Origin of the sequence: Butyrivibrio sp. WCD3002 (genome assembly GCF_000424265.1) — a bacterium.
GTDB lineage: Bacteria > Bacillota > Clostridia > Lachnospirales > Lachnospiraceae > Butyrivibrio.
Map to the genome: position 1 here is coordinate 1 of NZ_AUJO01000028.1, position 18178 is coordinate 18178.

Sequence of the window (18178 nt, forward strand, 5' to 3'; positions counted from 1 at the left end):
CTGTCTTTTATAGTTTGGTTTAGTCACCTTTAACTTTATCAGACTTTGGTGTTCTCTTGTGTTTTATTTAATCCGAGTGAAAATTTACGCTAGCGCTAAAATAGGATTTCTTACTATAAGCAAAAAATCCCCGGTGAGAAAATTTCTCACCGGGGATAGAACGTCTGATCATATTAAATTCTTGAGGATTAAAGATTGAACTCGCCGTTAATGCTTCCGTTAATTACGAAGTAAGCTTTTGTCTCCTCAGGCTTTACATAGATATCAAGAGTCTTGATGTCAGCCTCTTTTCCACCCATATCATATACATATACATTCTTTGCATTGTCAGCAAGAGTTGTGTATGTAAATTCTTTATCTGCAAACTGAAGAACGATAGTAGACTTAACAGCACTCTTTGTCTCAGCCTTCTTAGCAGGTGCCTTTTTAGCTGCAGGCTTTGCAGCGGCTTTCTTGGCAGGTGCCTTCTTAGCTGCAGGCTTTGCAGCAGCCTTGGTCTCAGTCTTCTTAGCAGGTGCCTTTTTAGCTGCGGGCTTCTCCTCAGTCTTCTTAGGCTCTTCCTTCTTTGCGGCAGCAGTCTTGGTTGTCGCAGTCTTCTTAGCAGGCGCTTTCTTTGCAGCAGGCTTCTTAGCCTCTGTCTTCTTTGTAGCTGCCTTCTTGGGTGCTTCCTTCTTCTCCTCAGTCTTTGCTGCCTCTGCAGGCTTAACTTCTTCCTTCTTTTCTGCAGCAATTACCGGTTTTTTGATAGTCGCAATCGGCTTTAAAGCTGCTTCTCTCAACTTGTCGTCCGCCATATCTCCCTCTCTTTCCTTGGGGCACAAAGAATTGTGCGCTTTAGCAAATTTAATATTACGTTTTTGAGTTTAGTACAATTACGACAAAAAGTCAACATTTAAGCGCACTTAAGCCCAATTTAATTCTTTTAAGCGCCTTTTTTAGCACCTCCATGGATGATGCAAAGGAAATTCTCGCATAACCAGGGGCAAAATAAGCACTTCCGGGCATGATGGCCACATGACTTTTTTCAAGAAGATATTCGCAAAGCATGCTGTCGTTTTCAATTACTGTGCCATCTTCTGTCTTAGAACCGATATAGGATCTAAGATCAAAGAATGCATAGAACGCACCCTGAATGTCATGGCACTTAACTCCCGGGATATCATTTAGTCCCTTTACCACAAAGTCTTTTCTCTTTTCAAACTCAGCCACCATCTCGCTTACAGAGTCCTGAGGTCCTGTAAGAGCCTCAACCGCTGCAATCTGTGAGATACTTGGAGGTGTGGTTGTAGTCTGGCTCTGTACCTTCACAGCCGTCGATATGACATCCTTTCTTGCACACAGATAGCCAAGGCGCCAGCCTGTCATTGAATATGTCTTGGAAAAACCGTTAACCAGAATAACCCGGTCTTTTATTTCGGGGATTGAAGATAATGAAAAATGCTTATTACCGCTAAAAATAATCTTTTCATAGATCTCATCGGAAACGATGAATATATCATTTTGCACCGCGATATCAGCGAGCTTTCTAAGAGACTCCTCGCTGTAGACAGCACCGGTAGGATTATCCGGGCTACAGATAATTATTGCTTTAGTATTAGAAGTAACTGCTTCAGCAATTGCTTCAAGATCAAGGGAAAAGTCCTCATTTCTCCTTACGAAAACAGGAGTCCCTCCGGCCAATTTAACTATGTCCGGATAACTTACATAGCAGGGTATGGGTATTATTACTTCATCGCCGTCACCTACAACTGCCATGAGTGCTGCGGACAGGGACTGCTTGGCCCCTGTTGTCACCGTAACCTCGTCCATAGAATACTCAGCACCGTTATCCTCTTTTACCTTCTTAAGGATAGCTTCCCTTAAAGATGCGATACCCCTTGCATTGGTGTATTTTGTAAAATCATCTTCGATAGCCTTTATGCCCTCTGCCTTTATATTTTCAGGCGTAGGAAAATCCGGCTCACCGACATTTAGCGATATCACGTCGATACCGCTTCTTTTCATATCATCAACTCTTGCAAAAAGCGCTGTTGTTGCCGATGCGCTTATATTCTTCATCCTGGAAGATAACTGCGTGCTCATAAGCTTTCCCCTTTAGTCTTTTTTCAAATCTCCATAATTATCTGAACATAACAAAAACAGCAAGAACAATAATACCAAGAACGATTCTGTACCAGCCAAAGACCTTAAAGTCGTGCTTTCTGATATATCCAAGAAGGAACTTAATAATAAGTATGGAAACAACGAAAGCAACAACCGTTCCAACCAGCAAAATAGCAAGCTCGGATCCTGAAAAAGCAAGACCAAACTTAAGAAGCTTAAGAAGGCTTGCACCGAACATTACGGGAATAGCCAGGAAAAATGTAAACTCAGCAGCTACTGTCCTTGAAACACCTATCATCAGACCTCCAAGGATTGTTGAACCGGATCTTGAAGTTCCCGGGAAGATTGCAGCAATAAGCTGGAATATTCCAATAAGAAGTGCTGTCTTAATATCTATCTTCTCCAGTGAATCAATCTTTGGAGTCTTATTTTTATTGACATTCTCAATAATGATAAAGCCAATACCAAAAACAATAAGCGCAATTGCCACGCAGGGACCGTTATAAAAAAGAGCATCAAATACATCATCAAAGAGAACTCCCACTATAGCAGCAGGAACGCAGGCGATAAGGATTTTGCCCCAAAGTATCCATATATCCTTACGCATAACTCTGTGCTCTTCTCTTGCTTTCTTGGAAAAATCAAAAGGAAAAATCTGATTCCAGAAAAGGATAACAACGGCCATTATGGCTCCGAGCTGGATAACCACAAGGAACATCTCCCAAAACTCCGGTGTTACATCCATCCTGATTATTTCATCAAGAAGGATCATATGACCGGTGGAGCTGACAGGAAGCCACTCCGTAATTCCCTCAACAATACCAAACAAAACTGCCTTAATTAAATTCAGCATTACCATGCCTCCTCATATTACTTCAAAATTTTCTAAATAATAGTAGCATATTTTATTTTAAAACAAAAAACAAGGCATCAATTTATGCTAATAAACTGATGCCCTGTCATTATAAATTTAACCTTTCCTTCTTTAATTCAGGTATTTGTCCCTTTAATTTATGCAACGCGGCAGATTCACCGACTGGAACATTCGAGTGTGGAAATAGTTATCATCATCATTTACGTTGAAGAAATCATAGATAACAGGATCCTGATCATCCCAGGTGCAATCCACGTTATAATATGCTCCGTCCAGGTTTATCACATTCCATGCATGAAGCTCATTTGCTCCCCTTCCAACGCACAGATATGTAGGAACGCCAAGCCTCTGCATAAGATACTGGAAGGATTTCGCATATCCGGCACAAACAGTGTAATTATCAACTATTCCGCTGTAGGCACTCTGATCAAGAGAGTTATGCTTATAGGTAAGCTTATCCGCAAGGTAATTATGAACAAATGCCTCTTTTTCTATAGTAGTCGGGAGTGCTCCGGCTGCAGCTACAACAGCTTCTGCCGCTGATTCAAACTCAAGCTTTGCACTCTGAATATCTCCAAGCCTGTCATAGAAAGTAAGCTCTATCTTAATGGCTGTTCCGCTGAAATCATATTCCGTATAAAAAGTGGTATCCAGCCAGAAAAGCTCGGGATGATCATAGGACACACTTGATATTACATTTTCAATATCAAGCATTCCCATCTGCTCCACAGGCTTAAAGGCTGCATTTAAATCCATGGCATTGGCATAGACCTGTCTGTAGAGCGCCTTTGATTTCTCATCAAGCATATTGTAATAGGGATAAATACCTGCATCAAAGCTGAGGCCATCACCTGTATTACCATAGCCTGTCTGCCTTGTTATCTGCTCAGCCTGTTCCTTGGAATCAATATCAACAATATCAGGTTCAAGGTCTACATAGTCACTTTTCCCCGTAAACTCCTCAGGGACTATTATCGGCTCAGATACCTCTTCAGCAGCTGTATCATCGGCAATAACCACCTGACTTGGATCTGTTATTGTGACAATTGGTCTTATCTCCTGAGGCTCTGCAGCAGCTTCTGTGCTCTTGACCTCATTTTCCTGAGCAGTCTCAACAGTTACACTGCTGCCATCAGAAGCATCACCTGATTCTCCTTCCGCGGAAGCAAGCTCTTTGCCTTCTTCTCCCTCTTCGCCTTCAGGCTCTTCCACCTTTACGATGACTTCAGGCTCCGGCGCATTTTTCACGGCAGTTGCAAGGTCCACGATCATATTGCTAAACTCGGGGCTTGCAATACACATCCCCATAAGCGCAAAAAGACCAAGCATCAGCCCCAGAATGCAATACAAAAAATTCTGGGCGACGTCGACCTTCTTAACCTTCTTCTTTTTCTTTTTTTCCTTTACTTCTTCGGAAACTTCTTCCTTATCTTTTTTCTTAGCCATATCATTACTTCCCTGTAATTTGTATTTTTAATCCATTAAAAATAGGGGACACTTGTCCCCTATTAAATTATAACATCGACGCCGTATAACAATTATGAAAAAACACTCATATACATAAAATTATTATAAAATAAACACTTTATATTTGATTTTTCAAACATTATAATTATTACAAGGGTTATTAAGTTTTCTTATGGAGGTGGCAAATGTATATCGCAATGCACTGTATTAATGCAAACAATGTCCTTCAGGATGAAATCTGTAAATTCTACGGCATCCACTATGACAATATGTATAAATCCTGCGTTATTTCAACAGACCATCAGCATCATGATTTTGTCATATCCATGACAGAAGAGGATTATAAGGATTTTTATGCACAGGTGATAAGAGCTCTGGCAGAGGATGGCGGACAGATAATAGAGCTTGTAAAGGGCGAAGTTTTCAGATGCCGCAAAAATGAGATTCGCCACGGTGCTAACCAAAAATGCGAGATACGCCGTCCATAAAAGCCTTACGAAGATCAATAATTCACATAAAATAACTGCCAAAGTTCCGTATATCAGGGTACTTTGGCAGTTTTATTTTAATTATATTCATTCAAGATTGGATTTGAAATTTCCAAATATTCTAATGTCACTTACGGTACACATCAGGGCCCATACAACTGTATTCATATCTGGGCCTGTCAGGTCTCCCGTGAATTCCGCAAAGAACATGTACTCCCAGTTGTGCTCCGGGATAGGTCTCGACTCAAGCCTTACAAGGTTCAGTCCGTAAATCCTGAATACCGTAAGAGCTTCATGCAAAGCACCGGCTTTATGAGCAGTCTTAAAGCTTATACAGATCTTATCTCTTCCATCCCTAAGCTCAAGCTTTTTGGAGACAACCACGAACCTTGTGGTGTTGTTGGTATTGGTGTTTATCTCCTTCTCGATAATCTTAAGGCCGTAGATCTCTGCAGCTCTTGAAGAACAGATAGCGGCTTTACTTTTATCCTTAAGCTCAGCCACCATTCTTGCAGAGCCTGCCGTATCAGCCTGAGGCACTCTCTCCCACTCGGGATGATAATTAAGGAACTGCTCGCACTGGAAAAGTCCCTGTTCATGGGAGAAAACCGTCTTGATATCAGACATTTCAGCATCCGGCAGCACCATAAGGTTATGCCTTACCTTAACTGTAGTTTCCCCAACCATGTAGCATTCATACTGGGCAAGAAGGTCGTAAACCTGACGAATTGCGCCGGTTGATGAATTCTCAATAGGAAGAACCGCGTAATCAGCGCTTCCATCCTGGAGCTGTCTGAAGGTATCCTCAAAGTGAACGAGACCTTCACTGTTTACATCCTTTCCAAAAAAGTCGATGGCTGCCATTTCACTGTAGGCTCCCGGCTCGCCCTGATAAACAACCCTTGGATTCTCTATGGGTTTTCTCTCTCTTCTAAGAGCAAGGTCAAGAGGCTCACAGGCTCCGTTATTTTCCCCAAGCTTTCTGTCAACTCTCTCCCTTAGCTGATTTATGTATTTTTCGTTTATAATCTGAATTTCGTCTGCCATACTGCTCCCGTCAAAACTTTAATCTGCCTGTTAGTTACTGTTCCTTCTCCGCCAGCATCTCCATCTTTTCTATTATACTCTCAACATCAAGTAGGAGCTTGCGCTCTGCCTTCTCTGTCAGTGAATCCTTTATGTACTTATAGATAAACAACGGATATGATGCCGCCCTGAAATCCATGTTTCCCTTATAGGATGAAATAAATTCCGGTATAGCAGCTGCGTTAAGCCTTGCATTATTGTTTAGCTTAATAGTCACTTCACCGTTTCCGCCCTTAAGCTCAAGCACATAGAGATTGTGAGCCTTTTCACGAACAAGAGATATTCTTATAAGGTTATCTACGGACTCGGGAATATCTCCAAACCTGTCCCTAAGCTCATCCCTCATATCATCCCTGTCACCTTCATTCTCTATGCCGGCAATTCTCTTGTAAATCTCAAGCTTTTGTTCTTCATTAACAATATAATCGCTGGGAATGAATGCATCCACATCTATATCAACGCTGGTGGTGAAATCCTCAAGATTTGCATCCTTTGTTTCACCCTTCTTTCGCCTGACAGCTTCGCCCAGCATCTTGCAGTACAGATCATATCCAACGGAAGCCATGTGTCCTGACTGGCTTTTTCCAAGAAGATTACCTGCACCTCTTATCTCAAGATCACGCATGGCAATCTTAAAGCCTGAGCCTAAGTCCGTGAACTCTCTGATAGCTGAAAGTCTCTTTTCAGCCACTTCCTTAAGCAGCTTGTTTCTCTTATACATTAGAAAGGCATAGGCGGTTCTGTCTGATCGTCCAACGCGCCCCCTCAGCTGATAAAGCTGTGAAAGTCCCATCTGGTCTGCATCATGAATGATCATGGTGTTTGCATTTGAAATATCAAGTCCCGTCTCAATGATGGTGGTAGAAACAAGTACATCTATATCGCCATCAATAAAGTCATACATTATCCTCTCAAGCTCAGATTCCTTCATCTGACCGTGGGCAAAGGATACATTAACTTCAGGAACCAGCTTCTGCACTCTTGCGGCCACATCTGCAATATCATTTACCCTGTTATAAACATAGTAAACCTGTCCGCCTCGTGAAACCTCTCTTGAGATAGCTTCTCTTACCATCTCATCATTGTACTCGCAGACAAAGGTCTGAATAGGTCGTCTGTCCTGAGGCGCCTCTTCAAGTACGCTCATATCCCTGATACCAACAAGCGACATATGAAGGGTTCTTGGAATAGGTGTCGCGGAAAGAGTAAGTACATCTATATTTTCCCGGAGCTTTTTAATCTTCTCCTTATGGGTTACTCCAAAGCGCTGTTCCTCATCAACTATCAAAAGGCCAAGATCTTTATAGGTCACATCCTTGGATAAAAGCCTGTGGGTTCCTATCACTATATCCACAAGCCCCTTTCTAAGATCCTCAACAGTCTTCTTCTGCTCGGCAGAGGTTCTGAATCTGGACATCATATCAACCCTTACAGGGAAGTCCTTCATTCTCTCAGAAAAAGTATTGTAGTGCTGCTGCGCTAAAATCGTTGTAGGAACAAGAACCGCTACCTGCTTACCATCCTGTACAGCCTTAAATGCTGCTCTTATTGCAATCTCTGTTTTACCAAAGCCCACGTCTCCACAGATAAGTCTGTCCATGATACGGTCAGACTGCATATCGTTTTTGGTGTCGGCAATTGCTCCAAGCTGATCCTCTGTCTCATCAAAAGGAAAGGCTTCCTCGAATTCCTGCTGCCAGACTGTATCCTCGCCAAACTTAAAGCCGCTGCTGTTTTGCCTTTTTGCATAAAGCTCAACAAGGTCCTCTGCAACCTCTTCAACTGCTGCCTTTACCTTGTTCTTGGTACGCTTCCAGTCTCCGGTACCAAGCTTATTGAGCTTGGGCTTTCTTCCTTTGCCCTCAGCTCCCGCATCACCGCTGGCATATTTTTGAATTACATTAAGACCTGTGGCCAGAACGTAGAGATTACCGCCATCTGCATAGCTTATCTTTATGTAATCTCTCACAACCTTGTCGGTCTCAATTTTCTCAATTCCCTGATAAATTCCCAGACCATGATACTCATGAACCACGTAGTCACCCACGTTAAGCTCTGAGAATCCGGATATTTTCTCGCCACTGTATTTTGCTTTTCTTCTCTTTTTCTTCTTCCTCTCAGAGAAAATATCGCTTTCCGAAATGACAGCAAACTTAATGTCCGTGTACTCAAAGCCCTTAAGAATCCTGCCATAATAGGTCATTATCTCGCCCTTTTCCAGCTCTCTCATGGGATTTTCACTGTAAAAGGAGGTGATCTGATTATCTCTTAAATCATCTACAAGACGCTTTGCCCTCGTCCTTGAACCGGACAGGATAAGTACCTTGTAGCCATTTTTTATAAAACCCTTAAGATCGTGAACAAGAGCCTCGAAGCTGTTGTTATATGGCGCAATGCTCCTTGCATGAAGTTCGAAGGTCTGCTCCGGTTCAAACTTATTAAGTCCCTTTGGCGCAGCCAGAGAAGCTACAGATACACGCCTTACGCTTCTCATTCTGGCAATACACTCCTCAGTGGAATATAAAAGCCCCATCTGTCCCGGAAGTGCATAGCCGTTCTCTGCTCTATGAACCATGCTCTCTCTGAATTCTTCCTGAACAGCATTTGCATGCTCAAGTACATGAAGCGGTTCATCTATGAAAATACAGGTTTTACCTGCAGGGAAAAGCTCCTGAAGAGTTACCGTATCATCATAAAAATATCTGATATAGCTCTCAAGGTTCACCTCAAGCTCCAGCTCAAGAAGCTGCTCCTTAAGCTCCTCAAAGGAAGTCTTTATACGATGTGCCGCCTCTGTCTTAAACACTGCCCGAAGTGCCTCGTAGACATCCTTGGTCTCTTTTTCAATCTTCTTAAGACCGCTTCTAAGCTCATCATCTGTAAGGATAATCTCTGTTGCAGGATAAATCTCAATGGACTCAAGCTTATCAATTGACCTCTGGGACATGATATCAAAGCTTCTGATGTTCTCAACATCATCACCCCAAAGCTCTATTCTGTAGGGATTCTCCTCTGTCAGATCAAAGACATCAATAATATCCCCGCGGACTGAAAATTCTCCCGGGGCACTTACCTGATAAACCTTGGAATAGCCTATGCGAACAAGCTCCTTTGCAAGCTCTCTCTCATTCACAGGCTTTCTTTTGTCTATGCTTATTACATTTTTCTTTATTACATCAATTGGGATCTGGGGAGTCATAAGACTCGAAAATGTGGTGACCACAGTAACAGGTCTTCCCTCGATAAGTCTCCTTAAGGCTCTTATTCTCTCCTTTACGATTTCCTTGGAGTGAATATCCGCCTGATAAAAAATCAGATCCTTAGCGGGATAGACCGTCACATTCCTGTCGTAGAACTTATAGTCCTCAAAAATCTCTTTTGCCCTGATATCACTGTAGGTGACTATGATTCTGTATTTAAAATCCTTACTTAATCCGTTTATCAGATGAAGCTTCTGAGAATCCACACACCCGGCTACTTCCGCGCAGGCAAAAGGCTTTTCCAGGTATTTATTAAGTTTCTGAAATTCCTCCATCTCGCTAAGCGGGGCTTCGATTGCTCTCATTTGACCTCTTCTCTGTCAGGCTTTACGCCGTTCCACTTATTCATGGCTGCATTAACGTCCTGCTCCATAATAACGCTGACAGCATCTGCAGCATGTTCAATAGCTTCCTTCATATAAACAGTATCTTCATCATCAAAATGTCCAAGAACCCAATCCACCATGTCAATCTGTCTGGGTCTTTTTCCGACACCGACTCTCACCCTTGCAAAATCACTGTGCCCAAGCTGGGCGATGATATTTTTAAGTCCGTTATGTCCGCCGGCACTTCCGCCGGGACGAACCCTTATTATACCGGGATCAAGCTCCACATCATCAGATAAAACTATGAGCTCAGTCTTTGTATCAATCTTAAAATAATCTGCAACAGGTCTTATGGACTCGCCGCTAAGATTCATATATGTAAGAGGCTTTAAAAGAATTACTTTTTCATTACCTATCCTTCCCTTACCATACATACCCTTAAACTTCATCTCTGTAAGGTCAATATCGTATTTTTCAGATAGATAGTCTATCACTCCAAAGCCTATATTATGTCTTGTTCCGTTATATTTTTTCTCTGGATTACCCAGTCCTGCAATTAAATACATAAATACCTCTATCAATAAAAATAAAATAGCAATTTCGCAGAAATTAAAATGGGGAATGACTATTGTCACTCCCCATAATAGCATAGAATTGTTGATTTAGAATACGCTTCCAACGCCGGTAACAGGTTCAGGATCTTCTGCAGGTCTTGAATCTATCACCTCATCAGATGCCTCATCATATGCCTTAAGGACTACGTCCTGGATATGCTTTCTGGTGTCTGAGTTGATAGGATGGGCTATATCACGATATTCACCGTCAGCTGATTTCTTGCTTGGCATTGCAATAAAGAGACCCTTATCGCCTTCGATAACCTTGATATCATGGATTACAAATTCATTGTCCAGTGTTATCGATACAATAGCTCGCATCTTACCCTGTTTTGCTACTTTTCTTACTCTTACATCTGTAATATTCATCTAAATGAACCCCCTTTTCATTGATGTCAAATTACATAGCGTTCGTTGTTTTCTACAACAATCTTTATGTCGCCTTCGCCTTTATAATATGAGTTAGCCTGGATAGTTCCATGGCTCTCTACTATACAATTTTCAATATGTGTATTGTCTCCGATGTAAACATCATTGAGAATGATCGAATTCTTGATATAACAGTTATTCCCAACGAAAGCTCCCTTGAAGACTATTGAATCCTCAACTGTTCCGTTTATGATACATCCGCTTGATACAAGGCTGTTTGAAACCTTAACTCCCACATTATATTTTGCAGGTGGCAGGTCAACGACCTTGGTATATACACCGGGATATTCATTAAAGAAGAAGTTACGAACCTCAGGCTTTAAGAAATCCATGTTGGTGCGGTAGTAATCTTCAACGGAAGCGATGTTGTTCCAGTAGGATTTTATCTTATATCCGTAGATTCTCTTCATATCCTTGTATCTAACAAGAATATCTCTTACGAAGTCGAATCTTTCCTCGGTCTGCGCCTTCTCGATAAGCTCGATGAGCTGTCTGCGTCTTATTACATAGACGCCGCAGGAAACCGTATTGGAACGTGCTACAACAGGCTTCTCTTCAAACTCCTCGATTCTGCTCTCCTCGTTCATTCTAAGAGTACCGAATCTCTCAACATCTATATCGGCTGCAATATCCTTACATACAACCGTTATATCTGCCTGCTTGTCGATATGATACTCAAGGAGCTTGTTGTAATCCATCTTGTATACACAGTCACCTGATGTGATTACCACATAAGGCTCATGGCAGCTCTTTAAGAAGCTGATGTTCTGTGCAATGGCATCTGCAGTTCCTCTGTACCAAAGATTTCCGCTTGCCTTAGCAGCAGGAGTGAAAACATAAAGCCCACCCTGTTTACGTCCGAAATCCCACCACTTGGAGGATGAGAGATGCGTATTAAGACTGCCCGCATTATACTGGGTGAAAACAGCCACAGTCTGAATGTGGGAGTTGGTCATATTGCTAAGTGCAAAATCTATACTTCTGTAAAATCCGGCAACGGGCATAGCACACACTGCTCTGTTTTTTGAAAGTTCGCGCATGCGGTTGCTTCCGCCACCTGCAAGAATAATTCCAATCGCTCTCACTACCTATCACCTGCCTTATCTAATGTTCTTCCACTTGCAAGACATCCATCCGGATAATCTTTTTCGGTAGTTACGCCGGAGATCATTGTGTTCTTACCAACTGTTACTCCAGAAGGAACCACAGATTTCTCTCCGATAGTTACGATTCCGTCCCTGTAAATTCCGGGCTTGGTCTCATTCTCAACCTCATCGCCGTCGCCAAGCTTAACCTTGTTGCCAACCTTGACATTCTCGGCAATCACAGCCTTCTCGATGTTACAGTTCTCTCCGATCTCAGTTCCGTTCATAATAATCGAATGGCTTACAACAGTGCCCTTACCGATCTTAACGCCGCGGCCGATTACAGAGTTGTGAACCTCACCGTAAATCTCAGCGCCCTCTCCGATGATACATCTGGATGTAGAGCTGTCAGGTCCAAGATACTGCGGCGGCTGAACATCATTACTTGTATATATTTTCCAATACTCTTCATAGAGATTGAATTCGGGAACGATGTCGATAAGCTCCATGTTAGCTTCCCAATATGAGGTAAGCGTTCCTACATCTTTCCAGTAGCCGTCAAACTCATAGGCATAGAGTGACTGCCCTTTTTCCTTACAATAAGGAATAATGTGCTTACCAAAGTCAAGACCAGGCTGATCCTGATTTGTTATAAGCGCTTCCTTAAGGGACTCCCATGAAAAGATATAGATACCCATGGATGCAAGATTTGAACGAGGCTTCTCAGGCTTTTCCTCGAAGTCTACGATCTTCCTGTCTTCATCGGTGATCATAATACCAAATCTGCTGGCCTCTTCAATCGGCACAGGCATTACAGCGATAGTTACGTCAGCACCGTTTGCCTTGTGGAAATCAAGCATGGTCTCGTAATCCATCTTGTAAATATGGTCACCTGAAAGGATAAGTACGTAGTCCGGATGATAATTCTCCATGTACTCAAGGTTCTGGAAAATTGCGTTAGCCGTTCCGGTATACCATTCACTATTTGCACTTTTCTCATAGGGAGGAAGAATGGATACTCCACCGATGTTACGGTCGAGATCCCACGGAATACCAATTCCTATGTGAGAATTGAGACGCAGCGGTCTGTACTGAGTCAGAACACCTACTGTATCTACACCCGAATTGATACAATTACTTAACGGGAAGTCAATGATACGGTATTTACCGCCAAACGAAACTGCCGGCTTTGCCATGTTAGCTGTCAAAACCCCAAGTCTGCTGCCCTGACCCCCTGCGAGCAGCATAGCTATCATCTCTTTTTTTATCATGTTAAGACCTCGATGTTAAATATAAAATTATGTAATGTTAATTAAAACTAATTTTAATCGAGAAAAAAAGATTAAAATTCTAAAAAAAGTATAACACACTTATGAGCTTTTGACATCACATTTCCTTAGGATTATACTTTATTAAACCAAAAAATAAGCGTTATTCGATTTATAAAAGGAAAAAACATGTATAAAATAAATTATGAAAACCCAGTAAATGTATATTTCATCGGCATTGGCGGCATCTCAATGAGCGGTCTTGCCATGGTCTTAAAGGACAGAGGTTTTACAGTAACAGGCTCTGACAGAGCAGAAAATGAACAGGTTCTCGCCCTTAAGGATGCCGGAATAAAAGTCTTCGTAGGAGAAAGTGCGGACAATGTCACAAACGCAGGTCACATTGATCTGGTTGTTTACACTGCTGCCGTTCATCCCGATAATCCGGAATTTGCAAAGGCAAAGGAGCTTGGTCTTCCAATGCTTACAAGAGCTGAGCTTCTTGGACAGATCATGACTCACTATCATCTGCCAATAGCAGTTTCAGGAACCCATGGTAAAACCACCACAACAGGAATGATCTCCAAGATTCTTCTTGCATCATCAATGGATCCCACAATTTCCATTGGCGGTAACCTCAAGGACATCGGCGGAAATATAAGAATCGGTCAGTCAGACTACTTTATAACAGAGGCCTGCGAATACACAAACAGCTTCCTGAGCTTTTTCCCCGGAGTTGGAGTCATCCTTAATATAGATAAAGACCATCTGGACTTTTTCAAGGACCTTGAAGATATAACCAAATCCTTCAGAAAGTTTGCGGAGCTTATCCCCGATAACGGAACTCTCGTTATTAATAATGAGATTCCAAATCTTGGTGAGTTCACAAAGGGGCTTACCTGCAATATCTTAACCTACGGTTTTGACGACAGCGCAGACTACTACCCTTCAGATATCAGCTATGATGCCTTTGGATGCGCTTCCTTCCATGTAAACAGGAAGGGCAGGGAAGGCTTTGACCTTACTCTTAAGGTTCCGGGAAAACACAACATCGGTAACGCCCTTGCATCAGTTGCATGCAGCGATTGCTTTGATATAGAAGCTTCTAATATAGTAGAAGGACTTTCATCCTTTACAGGAACAGGCAGAAGATTCGAATATAAGGGAACTGTTGACGGAGTCACAATAATAGACGACTATGCTCATCATCCCACAGAGATAGCTGCCACTCTTTCAGCCGCAAAGAATTATCCTCACAAGAGGATCTGGTGCGTATTCCAGCCCCACACCTTCACAAGGACCAAGGCTCTTATGGATGAGTTTGCAAATGCTCTGCTTGCCGCTGATAAGCTTGTAATCGCAGATATCTACCCTGCAAGAGAAACCAATAATTTGGGAATAAGCTCCCGTACTCTCAAGGAAAAAATAGAGTCCCTTGGGCATGAATGCTACTATTTTCCGTCCTTTGAAGAAATCGAAAAATTTCTTTTGCAAAATTGCACGAAGGATGACTTGTTGATAACAATGGGGGCAGGAGATGTGGTAAATATCGGCAATGACCTGCTTGGTATTTAATTTTCCACTCTTTCCACTTACTTTTTATACAATTAAATGTAATCATCATGTGGATAACATTCCGCCGACTTTTCATACAAAAAGCTGTGAAAACTCGGCGGTTTCTTTTAATTCAGAGCATTAAATAATCCACGTTATCCACAATGTCCACATTTGCGAAAAATCGCCCGGGGCCTGACTTTGCAGACATTTTTATCGTCATTTTTCCCATTTTCATAAATAATCCACAATGCTATAATGCAATTCGAAAGAAATTTGAAGTAAGTGGGTGATGAAGAAAAGATGATGGGGCGAGTTATAATTAATCCTAATAGCAGTGTGTCCAGCACTGAGCTTTCCAATATTTTTATTGATGAATATCTTGCGGCAGCAAATGACGCGGAGATAAAGGTCTACCTTTATCTTCTCAGAATGATGTGCGCAGGTCAGGCTACAAGTGTTTCTGACCTTGCCGACAAGTTTAACTATACAGAAAAGGATGTCCTTCGTGCGCTTAAATACTGGGAAAACCAGGGTCTTATGACCCTTGAGTACGACGGAGCTTATCAGCTCTCCGGCATTCATATGCAGGACATTGTTCCCAAGAAAACACCAAAGACCATGCTGCACACCGTTCAGGCTGCAGAACCTGTGGCTATTCCCAAGGAAACAAAAAAGAAAGCTATAAAGCACAAGGACAATCCTCAGATGCTTTTTGTGGCTGAGCAGTATTTTGGAAGAACACTCAATCCTACAGAGATCAAAACTATCTACTATATTCAGGATGAGCTTGAGTTTTCAGAAGATCTTATCGATTATCTTCTTCAGCACTGCGCTACTGCAGGCAAGAAGGATTTTGACTATGTAAGAAAGGTTGCCCTTAGCTGGCACGAAAAAGGCATCACTACTCCTGAAAGTGCCAGAGCAGAAAGCACAGCTCACAGAAATGCATACTCAATTATGCGCGAGCTTGGAATGCAGAATGCTCCCACCAGTACAGAGCTCAGCTTTTTTGACAAGTGGCAGAACACCTATGGGTTCACACTGACAGTTATTACAGAAGCTTGTCGCAGAACCGTACTCCAGACCCAGACAAAGAGGCTTCAGTACTGTGACGGAATCCTTCGTAAATGGTATGAAAGCGGAGCACGTACCATCGAAGATATCCAGAAGCTTGATGATGATTTTGGCAAGACAGCCAGACAGACTTCTGCTAATAACAATGAACCGATTAAGTTCAACAATAATAAATTTAACAGATTTAAACAGAATGATTACAATCTGGACAGCATGGAAAGCCAGCTTCTGGACAACTGATCATCTGATTAAATACTTTGGGAGCTGGGGACCGTTCGAAGTCGCGAAGCGGCGAGTTACGGACCCCGTAACCGACCGGCGCCCATTATCTTTAAGCTAGCAATAACGAGGAGGAGGGACTTGTTTTGGCTCTGACAAACACCCAGTATGATGAGATAATGCACGATTATGAAATCCGCAGAACCTTTCATCGCAATGAGCTAAACACAAAGATCAAGGAAATCGAGGATCACGTTCCCGGATATCTGGTGCTTTCACAATCAACGGGAAGCATCAGTGCAGACTTTGGTAGAAGGCTGCTTCTTGGCGAAAACCTGCGCAGGGGAAAGCTTCATGAGATGCTTGCAGATGTCGCAACTAAGAAGAAGCAGCTTCTTACCGAGGCCGGCTATCCTGCAGATTACCTTGATATGAAGTATGACTGTCCTATCTGCCGTGACACAGGATATGTGAACGGAGAAAAATGCTCATGCTTCAGACAACGAATAATTGAAAGACTATATGCGCAGTCTAACATCAGAAAGATGACGGAAAGCGCTAATTTTGGCGTTTTATCAGAGGAATACTACCAGGGAGAGGATTTAGAAAGATTTCGCGGAGCAGTTCGAACTTCGAAAGATTTTATTAAGAATTTTGAAACTTCCTATCCAAATTTATTCTTTTATGGTACAGTGGGTACTGGTAAATCGTTCCTGTCTGTCTGTGTAGCCAAAGAAATACTGGACAAAGGGCATTCCGTACTTTATTTCAGCGCGGTTTCACTATTTGCTCTTTTGCAGACATACTCTTTCGATTTCAAGAAAAACGATGAGCTTTATACGCTCTATGATGACCTGTACAACACGGATCTTCTTATTATTGATGACCTGGGTACCGAGCACATTACCAATAACTCTATACCTCAGCTTTTTAGCTGCATCAACGAGAGACTCATGAGGAACAGGTCCACGATTATCACTACCAACCTTTCACTGGAGGATGTGAAGTCCATGTATTCTGAAAGAGTATCTTCCAGAATTGCCAGCTCATATCGCCTGTGCAAGCTTACCGGTTCTGATATTCGAATTCTAAAGAAAATGCAGTTTAAGAATGGAAAGTGAGGAATTCTTCTAATGCCAAGAAGAGAAGAAAAGCGAAACCTTGAAACCATCCCCGTAGGTTCTTTGGGGATTATCCCACTTGAGGGCTGTCAGTCCCTTGGAGAGAAGGTAGATTATTACCTTGTTAAGTGGCGTGAGGAACGTGAGAACGAGCACAAGGGCAGCCTTGCATTTACAGGCTATGAACGTCCTTCCTACTTATTAAAAGCTCAGGTTCCGCGTTTTGGAAGCGGCGAAGCAAAGGGTGTAATCCTTCAGTCAGTTCGCGGTGACGACCTCTATATTATGGTCGATGTTTGTAACCATTCACTTACTTATCAGCTTTTTGGAAAAGAAAACCACATGTCTCCTGATGATCACTATCAGGATCTCAAGAGAATTATCGCTGCCGTTGGCGGTAAGGCAAGACGTATCACTGTCATCATGCCCTTCCTTTATGAAAGCCGTCAGCATAAGCGCACATCAAGAGAATCTCTCGACTGTGCAATAGCTCTTCAGGAGCTTGTAGGCATGGGTGTTGATAACATCATCACCTTCGATGCTCACGATCCCAGAGTACAGAACGCTATCCCTCTTAACGGATTCGAAACTGTACGCACAACATATCAGTTTATAAAAGCACTTCTTAGAAATATTAAGGGTCTTCAGATTGACTCAGACCATATGATGGTAATAAGCCCGGATGAGGGTGGAATGAGCCGTGCTATCTATCTTGCTTCAGTTATGGGCCTTGATGTAGGTATGTTCTACAAGCGCCGTGACTACACACAGGTAGTTGATGGAAGAAATCCTATCGTTTCACACGAATTCCTTGGAACCTCTGTTGAGGGTAAGGATGTTATCATCGTTGATGATATGATCTCATCAGGTGAGAGCATGATTGACGTTGCAAGAGCTCTCAAAGAAAGAAAGGCAGCTCACATCTATGCATTCTCAACATTTGGTCTTTTCACCAGCGGTCTTGAGATATTTGATAAGGCTTTCGAGGAAGGTCTTATTGACAGAGTACTTACTACAAACCTCATTTATCAGACACCTGAGCTTCTCTCAAGAGAGTGGTACATCAGCTGCGATATGAGTAAATACATCGCTTACCTCATCGATACACTTAACCACGATGCTTCAATAAGCGATCTTCTTAACCCTGTGGAACGTATTAACAGCATTATTGCCAGATACAACGCAGGCGAGCTTGAATAATTCATAA

The 18178-nt window shown here is 42.4% G+C and carries 15 protein-coding genes; 5 read left to right on the forward strand and 10 right to left on the reverse strand.

Annotated elements, in window-relative coordinates:
• Positions 1-188: 188 nt before the first annotated feature.
• The 4 genes from G608_RS23690 to G608_RS0115890 form a co-directional block, all read right to left on the reverse strand.
• Complete coding sequence (locus G608_RS23690; protein ID WP_196810228.1) at positions 189-794, reverse strand: DUF6465 family protein; 606 nt, start codon at positions 792-794, stop codon at positions 189-191.
• A 91-nt stretch (positions 795-885) separates the two neighbouring features.
• Complete coding sequence (locus G608_RS0115880; protein ID WP_026496834.1) at positions 886-2082, reverse strand: pyridoxal phosphate-dependent aminotransferase; 1197 nt, start codon at positions 2080-2082, stop codon at positions 886-888.
• A gap of 37 nt (positions 2083-2119) precedes the next feature.
• Positions 2120-2962: an undecaprenyl-diphosphate phosphatase gene (locus tag G608_RS0115885; protein WP_035795951.1), complete on the reverse strand. Its 843-nt coding sequence runs from the start codon at positions 2960-2962 to the stop codon at positions 2120-2122.
• A gap of 147 nt (positions 2963-3109) precedes the next feature.
• Positions 3110-4423: a transglutaminase domain-containing protein gene (locus tag G608_RS0115890; RefSeq protein ID WP_026496836.1), complete on the reverse strand. Its 1314-nt coding sequence runs from the start codon at positions 4421-4423 to the stop codon at positions 3110-3112.
• A gap of 206 nt (positions 4424-4629) precedes the next feature.
• Here G608_RS0115890 and G608_RS0115895 point away from each other — a divergent pair, with 206 nt between their 5' ends.
• A complete protein-coding gene (locus G608_RS0115895; protein ID WP_026496837.1) occupies positions 4630-4932 on the forward strand; it encodes a hypothetical protein in 303 nt (100 codons plus the stop codon).
• Positions 4933-5019: 87 nt separating this feature from the next.
• Here the strand turns inward: G608_RS0115895 and G608_RS21540 are convergent, their stop codons facing one another.
• The 6 genes from G608_RS21540 to G608_RS0115925 form a co-directional block, all read right to left on the reverse strand.
• Complete coding sequence (locus G608_RS21540; RefSeq protein ID WP_051209436.1) at positions 5020-5979, reverse strand: prephenate dehydratase; 960 nt, start codon at positions 5977-5979, stop codon at positions 5020-5022.
• 34 nt (positions 5980-6013) lie between these two features.
• Positions 6014-9583 carry a transcription-repair coupling factor gene (gene mfd / locus G608_RS0115905; RefSeq protein WP_026496838.1) on the reverse strand — a complete coding sequence of 1190 codons (3570 nt, stop codon included), beginning with the start codon at positions 9581-9583 and terminating at the stop codon, positions 6014-6016.
• Positions 9580-10170 carry an aminoacyl-tRNA hydrolase gene (gene pth / locus G608_RS0115910; protein WP_026496839.1) on the reverse strand — a complete coding sequence of 197 codons (591 nt, stop codon included), beginning with the start codon at positions 10168-10170 and terminating at the stop codon, positions 9580-9582. Before pth ends, mfd begins: the two co-directional genes overlap by 4 nt.
• Before the next feature lie 96 nt (positions 10171-10266).
• A complete protein-coding gene (gene spoVG / locus G608_RS21545) occupies positions 10267-10587 on the reverse strand; it encodes a septation regulator SpoVG (RefSeq protein WP_051209438.1) in 321 nt (106 codons plus the stop codon).
• A 26-nt stretch (positions 10588-10613) separates the two neighbouring features.
• Positions 10614-11732: a glucose-1-phosphate adenylyltransferase subunit GlgD gene (gene glgD / locus G608_RS0115920; protein ID WP_026496840.1), complete on the reverse strand. Its 1119-nt coding sequence runs from the start codon at positions 11730-11732 to the stop codon at positions 10614-10616.
• Complete coding sequence (locus G608_RS0115925) at positions 11732-13003, reverse strand: glucose-1-phosphate adenylyltransferase (RefSeq protein WP_026496841.1); 1272 nt, start codon at positions 13001-13003, stop codon at positions 11732-11734. Before G608_RS0115925 ends, glgD begins: the two co-directional genes overlap by 1 nt.
• 186 nt (positions 13004-13189) lie before the next feature.
• On the opposite strand from G608_RS0115925, the gene murC reads away from it, so the two are divergent.
• From murC to G608_RS0115945, 4 genes are all read left to right on the forward strand, one after another.
• Positions 13190-14575 carry a UDP-N-acetylmuramate--L-alanine ligase gene (gene murC / locus G608_RS0115930; RefSeq protein ID WP_026496842.1) on the forward strand — a complete coding sequence of 462 codons (1386 nt, stop codon included), beginning with the start codon at positions 13190-13192 and terminating at the stop codon, positions 14573-14575.
• Positions 14576-14839: 264 nt separating this feature from the next.
• On the forward strand, positions 14840-15871 hold the full coding sequence (locus tag G608_RS0115935; RefSeq protein WP_051209439.1) for a DnaD domain protein: 1032 nt from the start codon (positions 14840-14842) through the stop codon (positions 15869-15871).
• Positions 15872-15996: 125 nt separating this feature from the next.
• The gene (locus tag G608_RS0115940; protein WP_026496844.1) at positions 15997-16971 is read left to right on the forward strand and encodes an ATP-binding protein; all 975 of its coding nucleotides are present in this window, start codon (positions 15997-15999) and stop codon (positions 16969-16971) included.
• Positions 16972-16983: 12 nt separating this feature from the next.
• Positions 16984-18171 (forward strand): ribose-phosphate pyrophosphokinase, encoded by a 1188-nt coding sequence (locus G608_RS0115945; protein ID WP_026496845.1) that lies wholly within the window; start codon positions 16984-16986, stop codon positions 18169-18171.
• The last annotated feature ends 7 nt before the right edge of the window (positions 18172-18178 follow it).

What these genes read in the sequence shown, in the direction of transcription:
- G608_RS23690 (WP_196810228.1), bottom strand. Translation starts at nt 794, where the DNA reads ATGGCGGACGACAAGTTGAGAGAAGCAGCTTTAAAGCCGATTGCGACT.
- G608_RS0115880 (WP_026496834.1), bottom strand. Translation starts at nt 2,082, where the DNA reads ATGAGCACGCAGTTATCTTCCAGGATGAAGAATATAAGCGCATCGGCA.
- G608_RS0115885 (WP_035795951.1), bottom strand. Translation starts at nt 2,962, where the DNA reads ATGGTAATGCTGAATTTAATTAAGGCAGTTTTGTTTGGTATTGTTGAG.
- G608_RS0115890 (WP_026496836.1), bottom strand. Translation starts at nt 4,423, where the DNA reads ATGGCTAAGAAAAAAGATAAGGAAGAAGTTTCCGAAGAAGTAAAGGAA.
- G608_RS0115895 (WP_026496837.1), top strand. Translation starts at nt 4,630, where the DNA reads ATGTATATCGCAATGCACTGTATTAATGCAAACAATGTCCTTCAGGAT.
- G608_RS21540 (WP_051209436.1), bottom strand. Translation starts at nt 5,979, where the DNA reads ATGGCAGACGAAATTCAGATTATAAACGAAAAATACATAAATCAGCTA.
- mfd (WP_026496838.1), bottom strand. Translation starts at nt 9,583, where the DNA reads ATGAGAGCAATCGAAGCCCCGCTTAGCGAGATGGAGGAATTTCAGAAA.
- pth (WP_026496839.1), bottom strand. Translation starts at nt 10,170, where the DNA reads ATGTATTTAATTGCAGGACTGGGTAATCCAGAGAAAAAATATAACGGA.
- spoVG (WP_051209438.1), bottom strand. Translation starts at nt 10,587, where the DNA reads ATGAATATTACAGATGTAAGAGTAAGAAAAGTAGCAAAACAGGGTAAG.
- G608_RS0115925 (WP_026496841.1), bottom strand. Translation starts at nt 13,003, where the DNA reads ATGATAAAAAAAGAGATGATAGCTATGCTGCTCGCAGGGGGTCAGGGC.
- murC (WP_026496842.1), top strand. Translation starts at nt 13,190, where the DNA reads ATGTATAAAATAAATTATGAAAACCCAGTAAATGTATATTTCATCGGC.
- G608_RS0115945 (WP_026496845.1), top strand. Translation starts at nt 16,984, where the DNA reads ATGCCAAGAAGAGAAGAAAAGCGAAACCTTGAAACCATCCCCGTAGGT.